Raw genomic sequence first — 13,276 nt, forward strand, 5'->3', positions numbered from 1 at the left:
TTTTTGTGTTTTTTGAGGCGGCTTCATCCTTAGAGCCCCATGGAATTGCACTCCATTGGTAATAACTGCGGGTTGAGCCCGCCTTCCTCCCCGCCTATAATGGATAACAGCGAAAGGGGAGATGAAGATGAACTCATTAAAACGGCTCGTCCTAGTCATGCTGATCGCTTCGATTGGTCTAGGTCTATCTGTAAGCGCATGGAGCCAACCAACTTCTGCCGCATCGGCTACTTTGCAGGCAGGTTCTCAAAACGGAGACGTCTGGGATGCTCAGTTCCGTCTTAAAATGTTAGGCTATTACCAGCAGCCGGTAGATGGCGTGTACGGTCCAGTAACCGCCGCAGCTGTGCGTAATTTTCAATATAATTATGGCTTAACGATTGATGGCATTGTTGGTGCAAATACGTGGCAAAGCTTACGTAAGTATTCGGTTAATCAAACGGACCTTGATATACTGGCGAAAGTCATCTACAGCGAGGCGCGGGGCGAGTCCTATACAGGACAAGTTGCCGTTGGAGCAGTAGTCATGAATCGCTTGAAATCAAGTGAGTTCCCGAATACGATCGAAGGGATTGTATTTGAACCAGGGGCTTTCACCGCAGTGTCTGACGGGCAATACTGGTTGACGCCGGACAGCACAGCCTACCAAGCTGCACAGGATGCTGTGCGCGGCTGGGATCCAAGCGGTGGTGCTCTTTATTACTTCAATCCGGCAACAGCAACAAGCAAGTGGATTTGGTCGCGACCGCAAACGGTTAAGATCGGCAATCATATTTTTGCCAAGTAAGACACAAAAGAAACACCTCTCACACAGCTGCTCCTTCGTTGGAGCCGCCTCGTGAAGAGGTGTTTTTTTACATGCAATGAAATAAGTTAATTGGACTCCTTGTACCAAGGATTCAAATGCACCAAGACCTCGTCCACATCGTTATGGGCGGATTGGATTTTATGCTTAATGCGGCGGATAATGTCATGACCTTCCTGGATGGTGAGGGTTCCGGGCACACCCAGCCTGGCGTCGACTAGAATATAGTGTCCATGCTCCCGAGCCCGCAAGCGGTCAATCCGCTTGATTTCAGGTACAGAACGGATCAATGCCGCGTATTGTTCAATCTGCACCTCGTTTACACTTCTTTCCATCAGAACATCGAACGATTCTCGGCCCATTTCATAGGCAAGCTTCAGCACCAGAAATGAAACGATGATTCCCGCTATAGGATCTCCATAGGCCAAAATTCCAAAGTTGTAATGGTCCCCGATTAAGGCTAGACCGATACCGACCGAGGCTGCGATAGACGCATAAACGTCTGCCAAATGATCAAAGGCTGTTGCTATCAAGCCTTTACTGTTGAGTTTGCGTCCGATGCGCATCGTGTAGACATAGAGAATTTGCTTCCAGATTAACGAAATGACCGCCGCCACAAAAGCAATGAGAGCCGCATGGCCCGGAGGCTCAAATAGCGCGTGGATAGAATGATACCCCATATAAATGGCTGCTGCGCCTAAAATGATTGCAACGATGAAGGCGCCAAGCACCTCGGCCTTGCCATGCCCGTACGGATGATCGCTGTCCGCCGGTTTCGAGGATACGCGCATGGCGCTATAAGCTGTCGCTGTCGCGATCACATCGCCCGCGTTATGAATACCGTCGGCGATGAGCACTTGGCTGCCCGATAGAAGACCGACGGCAATTTTGATGGCGGTCAGCACGATATTGCTGGCAAGGCTGATCCAGATCGCCAGCATCGAGGCTGTCTTCTTCATGCTTGCCACTTCCTTTCCCTCTTCTAGTATGGCTTCCTAGAAGCAAAAAATCCCCTATCCTGAAACCGAGGATAGGGGATTGCAAGACGATGCGCTAGCGCAGCATCGTTCCCATGCGCCGCGCCGCTTCCATAATGAGCGGCGCCTGCTCTTGCATCAGCTCCAGCGTAAGCCTGTTCGCTGGGCCTGATACGGCGAGGGCGGCTACAAGCCGGCCCCCGCGGTCTATAATCGGTGCGGAGACGGCCGCCGCACCGGGCTCGCGCTCTTCCACGCTCGTGGCGAAGCCGGCGCGTTTGGTATCGCTGAGCTGCTGCAGGTACGCCTGCTGATCCAATGCAGCCGGCCAGTCGGCCGAAGCCAGAAGCTGCTGCTGCACGGCAGGCTCAGCGAAGGCGACGAGCACCTTGCTCGAGGCGCCGACGTAAAGCGGCATTCGCGCCCCTACAGGGGCAACGCGGCGAATGGCGTGGTTGCTCTGCACGGCTTGGATGCGGATGCGCTCCATGCCGTCCTGCACGTACAGCGAGATCGTCTCGCCGAGGAGATCGCGCAGTCGTTCCATTTCCGGCAGCAGGATGATGCCGGGGTCGCCCTCTTGGGAGAGATTCGCCGATAGCTCCCAAAGCCGGTAGCCCAGTCTGTATTTATCTGTGGCCGCATCGCGCATAATGAAGCCCTTGCCCTCCAAAGAGGCCAAGAGGCGATGTACGGTGCTTTTATGTAATTCCACACGACTTGCAATTTCAGTCAACGTCAGCTCGGTCGATTCGGTAAAACAGAGCATAATATCTAAGGCACGTTCCACTGCTCGCACCGTCAGCTTGTTATCTTCCATGACTAACACCACTTTCATTGTCGCTATGCCTGCGGAAGCATCAAATTGTTTCACTATATGAAACCCAGTTATATCTAGTATAACCAAACTCCCACGATGCGTAAAGGTCAAACATCTGTTTCTTCTATTGTTACAGAACGGTTACAAAGGCTTTACAATTGCCGCATCTGCATTGACTTGAAAGCGCATTCAGAATACTATTAAGATAATAGATTACTTATCTGAAAATTTAGATAATATTTCCTTTCTCCCTATAACATCTCAGAGCAGCCTATTTGAACACACTACTTTCTATGGAGGGAGGGTACTGCGATGTCAACCACATCACTATCCCCAGGCTCACTTCAACCAACGCTCGATCAAGTCGTTACCCGTCCGATTGTACGCAAAAGAAGGCTGGTTCTCACCATCCTGATCTCATTCCTAACGCTATGCACTTCTCTCCTGCTGGGCTTTCACGCCTATATTGCCTGGACGTTGGCACGGCCTCATATTGACCCGCTTCATTCGGATCCGATGAGGGCGGTAGGCCTTCCCTACAGCAGCGTTACGTTTCCAAGTATCAACGGCACTTCGAATTTGGACGGTTGGTTCATCCCTGCTCCTTCCGACAAAACCGTCATATTCTCTCACGGTTACGGCGGCAATCGCGAAGAGTTGTGGGTCCCGATTTATAATCTGGCCCGCGAGCTTCACTTGCAGAACTACAATGTACTGATGTTTGACTACGGGTATGTTCATCCCGGCAACGAACATGTTATGACCGGAGGTATCCAAGAATCGCAGGAGCTGCTCGGAGCCGTTAATTACATTAAACATTTAACCGGCGGTCCGATCTATATCTGGGGATTCTCCATGGGTGCAGGAACTGCCCTTCAAGCCGCACTTCAAAATGGTACTGATATCTCGGGGATGATTCTGGACAGCACGTTTATGCTCAATCCAGATACGCTCTATCACAATATGAAGCAAGTTGTAAATGTCCCGAAATTCCCTTCTCTCCCGCTCGTTCGTTTATTTTTCCCTCTTCTGAACGGGGTGAGCTTGCACGAGGTTCCATATAAGAAGGTAACTTCGACCGCTTATTCCATGCCCATTTATTTCATTCATGGGACAGAGGATTCCAAGGCTCCTTATGAAATGGTTGAGGACATTTATAAAGTGCAGAATGATGCCCAGTCGAAGCTTTGGATCATTCCTAAAGCGCAGCATGAGCTGTTATATCGCGCAGAACCCAAAAAGTACGTGCGCACTACGCTGAGCTTCCTTAACGGCCTGACACCGAAGGCTGTGGCTGCAAACTGATTCAGGTATTCCCTCCTCCCTATAAAATCGACCCCTTGCGGGGTCGATATTTTTTTGCGGGGGATATTCGCATCTAATCCATCTCATAAATCGAGCCGGACTTGCTCGCAAACAGCTCCGCATAGACTTTCTCCGCGTACGCATCCGTCATGCCGGAGATATAGTCCGCAACGAACCGCGGCCAGCTCCAGCTGCCCCTGCGGCGCTCGTAGCTATCGATCCAATCGGGAGGTATGATCCACATTCCTCTGTCTTGATCGATAAAGCTTTCCCAGAGGCGCTCTACGATGATCTCGCTGCGTTTCTGCAGACGAAGCACTCGAAAATCCTTAATCAGCGTGACCCACGCCAGTTTCTTCAGAATTTCCATCGTCCGCAGCAGATTCATATCCTCCGCTCCGTCTTTCACGAGCGCAACCTTTTTCCAACCTCGTACAGGGTCGTCCAGAATGTCCAAACGGCTTGCAAAAGAGCTTACCCAGCGGGCTTTCATCTCCCTTCGCGTCCGCGATTCCTCCCGGTTGCATTCGGCGAAAATCTGCTGCCACTGCTCCAAGTAGTCGGCCAGCACCTTCCTGACCATTTGCTCGATATCGATTTGCTCCCAGCCGAATTTATGCTTGTTGGGATCATTCAAAATTTCCATGACCACATGACGGATCAGCCTTTGATCTTCGAAGAACGTAGCGTTCATCTGGATTTTGCCGGCGCGAATCCCGTCTTCAATATCATGCGTCGAGTACGCGATATCATCGCATAAATCCATCAATTGCGCCTCTAACGTGGAGCACCCCTCCGGCATGTTCCACTCCCTCCGCAGCTCGCGGATGATTTCCCACTCAGAGGCGTATACCCCCTTGAGCCGGCCTTCTTCCTCGAGCAAATACGGATACTTATTGATGCCCAGCAAGACCGCCGCGGTAAGATCCAGTCCGCTCTCACTGCCTGCCCGTTTCTCGAGGAACATGAGGATGCGGAAATTTTGGGCGTTGCCCTCATATTTCAAGCCATGATCCTTCAGCAGGATATGGTTTAGCACCTCTTCCCCTTTGTGGCCGAACGGCGGGTGGCCGAAGTCGTGCGCAATGGACGCACACTCGACAACGGTAGGGTCAATAATGAGACCCGGATGCTCTCTTTTTTGTAAAAAAGGGTTCGTCCGTTCCAAACGTTTCGCTACTTCCCTGGCAATCTGGGCGACCTCTAACGAATGGGTCAGCCGCGTCCGGTAATAATCGCCGGAACCGGCTCCAAACACCTGTGACTTCCCCTGCAGCCGACGAAAGGTCGGTGATTGGATCAGTCTTGCGTAATCCCGCTCAAATTCATCCCGTTCTTCGCTCACTTTAGAGGAAGCGGCCTCACCGGGCCGAAATTTCCGTATGTTATTCATCAGCTTGCCTCCTCTGGTACTCTTGCCAACTCCCGGATTTGTACAGCTAGCAATAAGCCGTTTCTAAGCCTCTTCCTGCTGTTATCAGTTTATGCTATAGCATGTACGCTAGTCACCCCGGTGCTATATATTTATAAAAGAATACTATACTCGCCTGTTCGGCAACAAGTCATGAAACACGTTTCCGTACAAAAAAAAGGGATGATGCACAAGACAATTGTCCCTATGCACACCCCTTTGCCGTTATTCTACCTATTAATCAATGATAAAAATTCGGAACGAAGCGTCGAATCCGTCCGGAAAGAACCGCGCACAGCTGATGTAATCGTCTCGCTGCCGTACTTTTTGACGCCTCTGGAGCACATGCACATATGTTCTCCCTCAACAACGACCATGACGCCGTGCGGCTTCAGCACCTCATCAAGAATGTCGGCGATTTCGGACGTTATTCTCTCCTGCACCTGTAATTTACGGGTTACCACATCAACTAGGCGGGCAAATTTGCTTAGCCCTGCAACTTTACCGCTTGGCAGGTAGCCTACATGCACTTTACCGAAAAATGGCGCCATATGATGCTCGCACTGGCTGTAGTAAATAATATCTTTAATAATAACCAGTTCTTCGTGCTGCTCGTCAAAGGTAACGCCGAGAACATCCTGGGGATTCGCCTCATAGCCCGAAAAAATTTCCTCATACATACGCGTTACGCGCGCAGGTGTGTCCAGCAAACCTTCTCTGTCCACATCCTCCCCGATCAATCGCAAAATTTCCCGCACATGCTTTTCAATCTGCTCGCGGTTTTCGGCTACTCTCGTATTTCTGTATTCAACAGATGCCATTTTCTCCACACTCCTCTTTCATTTCCGCTATCCCATGCAAACTGTCAATACCTTGATGCCTTCCCTCATCGCTCTGCTGTCTTTATGCGCTTTCGTGAGCAGCATCCCGCCTTGCAAAAGCGAAACGATCGGTGCAGCCAGCTCCACAGGGGTCAGTCCTTGAAGCGACAGCTCCCCTTGCCTCCGGCCTTCAAGCAGGCAGGCTTCCACCTCTGTCTCCATCTCGGTGAAAAACCGGCTCAATGGCTTACGCAGCTCCTCCGAGCTATCGCTAAGCTCCAGCGCCAAGTTCCCGAAGAAACAGCCCTTCCGACACTCGTTCTCATCGCAAAAGCTTAACATGCGTTCAAACAATGCCAGCACACGCTGCTTTGGCGATAGCTTAGTATTGCCCAGACTAGGCTCCATCACAGACTTCCGCATTTCATCGACCTTGCGCTCAATGACCTTTAATCCCAGTTCTTCTTTGCTTTTAAAATGATAGTAAAAATTGCTCTTACATACCCCGCTGCTCGACAAAATGTCCTCTAGTCCCGTCCCCTGGTAGCCATGATCATGAAATAAATCCATCGCGGCCTCCAGGATTCGGTCTTTGTTGCTTGCCATCGACTAGCCACCCTCTGAATCGTACTGGTATGTCCTACTTTTACTAACGCTGACCATAATAGGAAGGGCTCCTGCTGCCCGCCGATTGTACGGTAAGACAGCAAAGCCCTTTTGAAGGGATATCTCACCCTTGTCTTATTTCCACTTTTGGTTCTTCATCATTTGCTGCGCTTTGTTCAACTGCTGCTTATTCATGTTGTAGCCCATTTGTTTCGCCATTTTGGCCAGCATCTCCGGATTGTTTTGCATAGATTCCAGCTGCCTTTTCAAATAAAATACCCCGATAAAAAATCCGCCGACTAAGCCCACAATTAAAGTGAGAATGGGAATAAGATAACTCCACATAAAGTTGCCCCCTGCAAGTGTTAATTGGTTAGATTGCTTGCCTTATCATACCATTTCTGCTTACGGCTTTACAAATGACTTTACGACGAAATCAAAGGACCTGCTCAATGAAAACCGTCGTATGTTTAGCCAAATCTATCTCCTTGATATCAAGCTCCTTGTCGTCCTGATCCTGCTTGACGATTCTTACGATTGGACGGCTTGGCAGCCCGCGGTGCTGGCCGACGACGACGCCGGTTTCCCGGTTCGATAAGCGAACCGAAGCCCCTGTGGGGTAGATGGAGACGGTTTTCAGAAAATGAATCAAAACCTCCCGGTCCAGCTTCGTTCCCGCCAGCGCCATCATATGCTCGCAAGCCTCATACGGCAGCATCCGACGCCCTAAGGAAGTATCGAAAAGCAAGTTGTCGTACATATTCGCAACTGCTGTAATTTTGGCATAAATATGAATTTCGTCGCTGGTCAAGCCCCTGGGAATGCCCCCGCCGTCTAACGCTTCATGATGCTGGAAGGCGACATGAGCGATGAGCAAGCTGAATTCACGCTTGGTCTTCAGAAGCTCGAATCCGCGCCATGTATGGTGCATCCTTCTGTCGGACGACTCGTCGTCATAAGTAAGCTCGACTTTCCCCACATCATGCAGCAGAGCACCGACGGCCAGCTCTTTCAATTGCGTCGGATTGAACTCCATATTAATTCCGATGAGCACCGCCATCATGCAGACGTTCGTCGCGTGGACGTACATCTCGTTATCCTTCGTCCGGATATCGGTCAGTTGGACGAGCACGTCACGGTTTTTCATAACCTCGTCCAATAAAGTGTTGATCGAAATGCTCATGGCTCGAGAGTTAAATTCCTTGCCCGATTGGATCGCGGCGAAGGTTTGCCCCATTTGCTGCATGACGACACGTTTCGTCTCATCCGAAATAATTTCCGGAATTTCCACATCCTCCATGGTCGGGTCTTTGATGTAGATCATCGTGACACCGATGCGATTGAGCGTATTGATCATGAAAACCGTTAACTGCACGCCTTCAGAAAGCAAAATAGAACCATTGCTGGCAAATATCGTGCGCCCCAAATATTGACCCGACTCAACGGAATCCAAATGTACGTATTTCATAGGATTCACTCCACTGTTAGTTATTGTTTGGATCCGTATTCAGGCGTTGTAATCGATTTAATCGTTCTAGATCAAGCAACGATGTTTTGATATTCAGACCCCCGGCATAGCCAATAAGATCGCCGCTTGCGCCAATGATGCGATGACAAGGAATAATGACCGGAACCGGATTCTTGTTATTCGCGCCGCCAACCGCTCTTACGGCTTTCGGCGACTGAATCGCTTCCGCAATATGTTTATAAGAAGCTGTCTCTCCGTAAGGGACGGAAAGCAGGGCTGTCCAAACTTTTTTCTGAAATTCCGTGCCCTGCAAATCCAGTTCCCCGTCAAAGACGAGCCGTTCCCCTCGAAAATATTCCTCCAGCTGCGCTACTACCGGCGCCAGACTTGACACATCCTCTTGCAGCCGGGTCATCTTGCCGAACCAGCGTGCTGCCCATTCAAGCAGCCCCTCTTGATTCTGAGCCATGGTACCGAAAGCGACACGGCACAGTCCCTTGGATGTCGTGACGAGGACTAACGCCCCAATGGGCGCAGCGACCTCCGTATAATACAGGACGTTCGAAACAGCCTGCTGATCTTGTGTCATGTTGATTCCTTCTCCCCTGTGTCCGAAGTTGCTTGACGGATGGCTGCGACAGCCTTCTCAATATCCTGCAGCACAGCCGGCTCTTGCTCCGCTCCTTGGGCTTTGCCCAGCGCAGCCTCAGCGTCTTCGCCGCCTATCCGCCCCAGCGCCCATGCTGCCGTTGCCCTAATCTCTGGCCGCGGATCGGTCCGCAGCAGCTCGCTGAGAACCGGCACGGCGGTTCTGTCCTTGAAATTCCCCAGCGCGATGATCGCATTGCGCTGGATGGGCTTTTTGCCCCTCCAGGAAGCCGCGATGCGTCCGTATTGTTCTTTGAAATCCTTGTTCGTCATTGTGAGCAAGGGAATCAGGAGCGGCTTGACCTTCTCGGGGTCGGGCTCGAACTCCGGATGATGCGTCCAATTCATCCCTTTGTTCTTTGGGCAGACGATCTGGCAGGTGTCACAGCCGTAGAGCCGGTTGCCGATTTTGAGCTTATATTCGTCTTCGACATATCCCTTCGTCTGGGTGATAAAAGAGATGCAGCGGGACGAATTCAATTGTCCCGGTCCGACGAGCGCTCCTGTAGGACATGCGTCGATACATATCGTGCAGTCGCCGCATTGGTCCATCATCGACGTATCAGGTCTAAACGGAATATTCGTGATGATTTCGCCCAAATAGACCCACGAGCCCCATTCGGGGGTAATGACGGCGCAGTTTTTGCCGGACCAGCCGATGCCGGCCCGCTCCGCGACAGCGCGGTCGACCAGCACGCCGGTGTCGACCATGCTTTGCAATCGCGCTTCAGGCACGCGCTCCGCGATGAAAGCCTCCAGCTTCGCGAGCCGATCGCGAAGCACATCATGGTAATCGCTCCCCCAAGAGGAGCGCGAAATGATTCCCCGATACGCCCCAGGCTCGGATCGTGGCGGGTTCGCCAGCTTCGACGGGTACGCCACCGCGATGGAGATGATCGAGCGCGGCGCGTCGAAGCTCAGCTCGGGACGCACCCGCTTCTCGATATTCGGCTCCTCGAAGCCGGATTCAAACCCCTTCTCGCGGTGGCGGAGAAGGATGTCTTTCAGTTCCGTGAACGGCTCCGCACTCGTGAAGCCGATCTTATCAATACCGAGAGATGGCGCGGCTTCCACGATCTCTTGCTGTAATTTGCTGATGTCCACCGCCAAACACCTCTCCTCTCTCATTTAGAGCTTCTCGGCCATCGAGAATGGCCATAGCACACACTCGGCCCGGCCTTGGATCAGACTAGTCGGAACTTCCCCGAACCTGCGGCTATCGGCACTTGCCGCCGCATGGCGGTTATCGCCCATCACGAAGACGCGGCCCTCCCCGACGCGCGTCGGACCAAAGTCGCCGTCCTCGATGGCCGAATCGGTATACGGCTCGTCGACCTTCTCGCCGTTAACATACAGAGCGCCTCCTCGGCCCTGTACCTCGTCGCCTCCGACGGCGACAACCCTTTTCACCAAAAAAGGGTGGTGCGTAAAGTCATACTCCTCCGTCTCCTTGAGAATGACAATCTCTCCGCGCTGAGGCGCTTTAAAGTACGTAATGGCCTTATTCACAAACAGCCATTCTCCCTCTTGAAGTGTAGGGTCCATCGAATGACCGCGAACCGTAGACAAGTTAAAACCGAATTGATGCACAAGAATAACGACAAGAAGAGCTACGAGAATGGATTTCGTCCAATCCCACAGCTCATGGGTCAGGCTTCTTACCTCTGTTTGATTAACATGCTTGGGCTGTGAAGCCGCTTGATTCGATTCATTTCGGCCTACAAAGAAGCTCATTCAGGCTCCTCCGTTCCTATGCTTTTCCCACTGCTCATAATAATGCATAACCAAATCGTCTTGAAAAGGAGACTTGTCCGTGTTCACCAGCTCCAAGACAGCGGCAAGCCCATCCTTTACCTTCGTTTCGACAAGGTTCGAATAATGATAATTTAGCTTATGACGTTCATATTCATCTTGATCGACGATATGCACGGAGCGATCCGGCATTCGAATCACATCAAGGTCGTAGTCGATATAAGTCAGCACTTGCTGAGTGACATACATGGGAGACGCCACGTTGCAGTAATATCTCACGCCTGTATCTTCAATAAGCGCAACGATGTTGAACCATTGTTTTGGAATGAAAAAAGAGACGCCCGGAATACGGCTGACCCATTCCTTGCCATCAGCTTCCTGAATCTTCGTCTGGCTATTAATAAACACCATCATCTCTTGCCGGAGATGGTCGGGATGAAGGATGTGCGACGGTACCCGCCAATTTGTGAGCCACATCCGGTGTAAATGTCCGTCATGTTTGAAGCTTTTTATCACATAAGGCGCGAAATTCTCCATGTCTCAAAGCTCCTCTATTGATAGCTGCCGATAAGTTCCCCTAGTATATAGAAAAGCATATCTGACCCCCAATTGCAATGGCGGCACCGATATGCTTCCCTCGATCCAAATCTATTCAATTCTACGGCATGCAAACAGCGATTACACGCTGACTTTCTTCACAATGCTCAACCGATGCGCAGCACGGGAAAAATCAGATGTACTATAACCTGCCGATTCATACACAGGGAGTACGACTTCATTATGGACGTCGACCGTTACCATAATTTTGTTCACGTTCCGATGGAGGAACCTCATTTTCATTGCTTCGATCAAAGCTTTACCGATACCTTTACGCTGATACTCTGTGGCAACTGCAATTCGATAGTAATACCCGTTGTTGTTGTCGATAGTGCCAATAATCATGCCCACGATTTCTGATTCTTCTTGTGCAACCAGCACAAGCTCCGTATCCCAAGAAAGTTGACGAGCAAATGCTTCCATCGTTTCCTCATAGCAGGTTTCCGACAAAACATCCTGTAAGAGTGATGTCACCAAAGAGGTATCACCAAGCTGAAATGAACGAACATGCATACGGTTCTCTCCCAATCCCCTATTAATTTGTTAGGATTAAATTTATGGTATTTTAGTAAATACGACAAAAAAGGACGGAATCCTGCTGAAAATGTGTTAAAATTCACAAAAATCTTGGTTTTTTTCTAGAAACCTCTTGAAAGCGCTTAAATGCAAGCGTTTTCAACAAATTGCGCGCAAATCGTCTCTATTTCGTTTAGTTAGCCTGAGCTGGGGTTCTTCTTACTTTCATATCCGTGGCGTGGGCATGTCAAACTCTTCGCCCTACGAAGTGTGGTGGGGTAAATCGGCTTAGCAGACCCGAGACGAGCACATTATCGCCCCGACCGAGGGAACTACATTCCCTTATTTAGTCGAAAAATGGAATAACAGAGTTCGAAGGGGAACTACAGGGTCTTATTTCACACTAGGTGCCCAATTGCCTGTCCATTATGGTGAAATAGCGGACCATAGTTCCCTTTCAACCGCTCAATGGGCTGTTTTCGGCAAAATAACGCCCTGTAGTTCCCCAATCTGCCCTCCAAGCGTTGAAACCGCCCCCTCACCGCACAAAAAAGCAAACTATACTTACTCTACCTGCAACTGGAGTCGATGGGTTGGTGAGGCTGGTGAGGCTGGTGAGGCTGGTGAGGCTGGTGGGGTTGGTGGGTATGCTAGGTCTGGTGAGGCTGGTGGGTCTGGTGGGTCTGGTGGGTCTGGTGGGTCTGGTGGGCTTGGTGAGTCTGGTGAGGCTTGGTGAGTCTGGTGAGGCTGGTGGGCTTGGTGGGTATGCTAGGTCTGGTGAGGCTGGTGGGTCTGGTGGGCTTGGTGGGTTTGGTGGGTTTGGTGAGTCTGGTGAGTTTGGTGGGTTTGGTGAGTCTGGTGGGTTTGGTGAGACTGGTGGGTTTGGTGGGCTTGGTGGGCTTGGTGGATCTGCTGGATCTGGTGAGTTTGCTGGGCTTGCTGGGCTTGATTGGTCTGCTGGATCTGGTGAGTTTGCTGGGTTTGGTGGGTCTAACTGGTTTGGTGCGTTTGATGGGGCTGATGGATTAGTGGGGTTGGTGGGTCTCATGAGGTTGATGAGTTTGATGAGTTTGATGGGGCTGATTGGTCTGCTGGATCTGTTGGGCTGGATGGGTCTCGTGAGTTTGGTAAGTTTGGTGCGTCTGATGGGTTTCGCGGACTTTAGATCAGTGGGCTTAATCTGCCCAGTGAGCCCGAGACGAGCACATTATAGTCCCGGCCGATTCAAGGGGAACTATATTCCCTTATTTAGTCGAAAAACGGAATAACGGAGTTCGAAGGGGAACTACAGGGTCTTATTTCACACTAGCTGGTCAAATGCCTGTCTACAATGGCAAAATAGCGGACCATAGTTCCCTTTCAACCGCTCAATGGGCTGTTTTCGGCAAAATAACGCCCTGTAGTTCCCCTTGCTCCGCAGACCTAGCCGCCTCTGCGAGCTTCGCAGTTCCGCCAGCTCCGCTGACCTGGCCGCCTCTGCGAGCTTCGCCAGTTCCACCAGCTCCGCATACCCGGTCGGCTCCTTAGGCTCCACCGGGGCCACCGGCTCG

At 51.1% G+C, this 13,276-nt stretch carries 16 protein-coding genes; 3 read left to right on the forward strand and 13 right to left on the reverse strand.

Translation table 11 applies throughout. From position 1 onward, the window contains the following. Positions 1 to 127 precede the first annotated feature (127 nt). Positions 128 to 787, forward strand: a complete 660-nt coding sequence (sleB, locus tag GC097_RS23120) for a spore cortex-lytic enzyme (RefSeq protein ID WP_171685668.1) — start codon at positions 128 to 130, stop codon at positions 785 to 787. A gap of 86 nt (positions 788 to 873) precedes the next feature. Here sleB and GC097_RS23125 read toward each other — a convergent pair whose 3' ends face one another. Both GC097_RS23125 and GC097_RS23130 read right to left on the reverse strand, forming a co-directional pair. Beyond that, positions 874 to 1,764, reverse strand: a complete 891-nt coding sequence (locus GC097_RS23125) for a cation diffusion facilitator family transporter (protein WP_171685669.1) — start codon at positions 1,762 to 1,764, stop codon at positions 874 to 876. Positions 1,765 to 1,858: 94 nt separating this feature from the next. Continuing rightward, positions 1,859 to 2,602, reverse strand: a complete 744-nt coding sequence (locus tag GC097_RS23130; protein ID WP_171685670.1) for an IclR family transcriptional regulator — start codon at positions 2,600 to 2,602, stop codon at positions 1,859 to 1,861. 312 nt (positions 2,603 to 2,914) lie between these two features. Between GC097_RS23130 and GC097_RS23135 the strand changes: the two genes are divergently transcribed. Further along, positions 2,915 to 3,907: an alpha/beta hydrolase gene (locus GC097_RS23135; RefSeq protein ID WP_171685671.1), complete on the forward strand. Its 993-nt coding sequence runs from the start codon at positions 2,915 to 2,917 to the stop codon at positions 3,905 to 3,907. A gap of 73 nt (positions 3,908 to 3,980) precedes the next feature. Here the strand turns inward: GC097_RS23135 and GC097_RS23140 are convergent, their stop codons facing one another. The 10 genes from GC097_RS23140 to GC097_RS23185 all read right to left on the reverse strand — a co-directional run bounded on the left by GC097_RS23140 (position 3,981) and on the right by GC097_RS23185 (position 11,723). Further along, positions 3,981 to 5,300 carry a deoxyguanosinetriphosphate triphosphohydrolase family protein gene (locus GC097_RS23140; protein ID WP_171685672.1) on the reverse strand — a complete coding sequence of 440 codons (1,320 nt, stop codon included), beginning with the start codon at positions 5,298 to 5,300 and terminating at the stop codon, positions 3,981 to 3,983. Between the two features lie 248 nt (positions 5,301 to 5,548). After that, on the reverse strand, positions 5,549 to 6,139 hold the full coding sequence (folE, locus tag GC097_RS23145) for a GTP cyclohydrolase I FolE (protein WP_171685673.1): 591 nt from the start codon (positions 6,137 to 6,139) through the stop codon (positions 5,549 to 5,551). 27 nt (positions 6,140 to 6,166) lie between these two features. Next, positions 6,167 to 6,745 (reverse strand): TetR/AcrR family transcriptional regulator, encoded by a 579-nt coding sequence (locus GC097_RS23150; protein ID WP_171685674.1) that lies wholly within the window; start codon positions 6,743 to 6,745, stop codon positions 6,167 to 6,169. A 135-nt stretch (positions 6,746 to 6,880) separates the two neighbouring features. Further along, positions 6,881 to 7,090, reverse strand: a complete 210-nt coding sequence (locus tag GC097_RS23155) for a YneF family protein (RefSeq protein WP_047687552.1) — start codon at positions 7,088 to 7,090, stop codon at positions 6,881 to 6,883. A 91-nt stretch (positions 7,091 to 7,181) separates the two neighbouring features. Next, positions 7,182 to 8,213 carry an HD-GYP domain-containing protein gene (locus GC097_RS23160; RefSeq protein WP_171685675.1) on the reverse strand — a complete coding sequence of 344 codons (1,032 nt, stop codon included), beginning with the start codon at positions 8,211 to 8,213 and terminating at the stop codon, positions 7,182 to 7,184. 16 nt (positions 8,214 to 8,229) lie between these two features. Further along, positions 8,230 to 8,802: a methylated-DNA--[protein]-cysteine S-methyltransferase gene (locus GC097_RS34795; RefSeq protein WP_281364329.1), complete on the reverse strand. Its 573-nt coding sequence runs from the start codon at positions 8,800 to 8,802 to the stop codon at positions 8,230 to 8,232. Next, entirely contained in the window at positions 8,799 to 9,989 is a 1,191-nt protein-coding gene (gene queG / locus GC097_RS23170) for a tRNA epoxyqueuosine(34) reductase QueG (protein ID WP_171685676.1), read from the reverse strand. The genes GC097_RS34795 and queG overlap by 4 nt, the downstream gene beginning before the upstream one ends. Then, complete coding sequence (gene lepB / locus GC097_RS23175) at positions 9,990 to 10,595, reverse strand: signal peptidase I (protein WP_171685677.1); 606 nt, start codon at positions 10,593 to 10,595, stop codon at positions 9,990 to 9,992. It lies immediately after the preceding gene. After that, on the reverse strand, positions 10,596 to 11,150 hold the full coding sequence (locus GC097_RS23180; protein ID WP_171685678.1) for a DUF402 domain-containing protein: 555 nt from the start codon (positions 11,148 to 11,150) through the stop codon (positions 10,596 to 10,598). Positions 11,151 to 11,291: 141 nt separating this feature from the next. Continuing rightward, a complete protein-coding gene (locus GC097_RS23185; RefSeq protein ID WP_171685679.1) occupies positions 11,292 to 11,723 on the reverse strand; it encodes a GNAT family N-acetyltransferase in 432 nt (143 codons plus the stop codon). Between the two features lie 768 nt (positions 11,724 to 12,491). Here GC097_RS23185 and GC097_RS23190 point away from each other — a divergent pair. After that, the gene (locus tag GC097_RS23190) at positions 12,492 to 12,755 is read left to right on the forward strand and encodes a hypothetical protein (RefSeq protein ID WP_216625870.1); all 264 of its coding nucleotides are present in this window, start codon (positions 12,492 to 12,494) and stop codon (positions 12,753 to 12,755) included. 271 nt (positions 12,756 to 13,026) lie between these two features. On the opposite strand, the gene GC097_RS23195 is transcribed toward GC097_RS23190, so the two are convergent. After that, positions 13,027 to 13,260, reverse strand: a complete 234-nt coding sequence (locus GC097_RS23195; protein WP_171685680.1) for a hypothetical protein — start codon at positions 13,258 to 13,260, stop codon at positions 13,027 to 13,029. Between the last annotated feature and the right edge of the window lie 16 nt (positions 13,261 to 13,276).

The organism is Paenibacillus planticolens (genome assembly GCF_013141725.1).
GTDB classification, from domain to species: Bacteria; Bacillota; Bacilli; order Paenibacillales; family NBRC-103111; genus Paenibacillus_E; species Paenibacillus_E planticolens.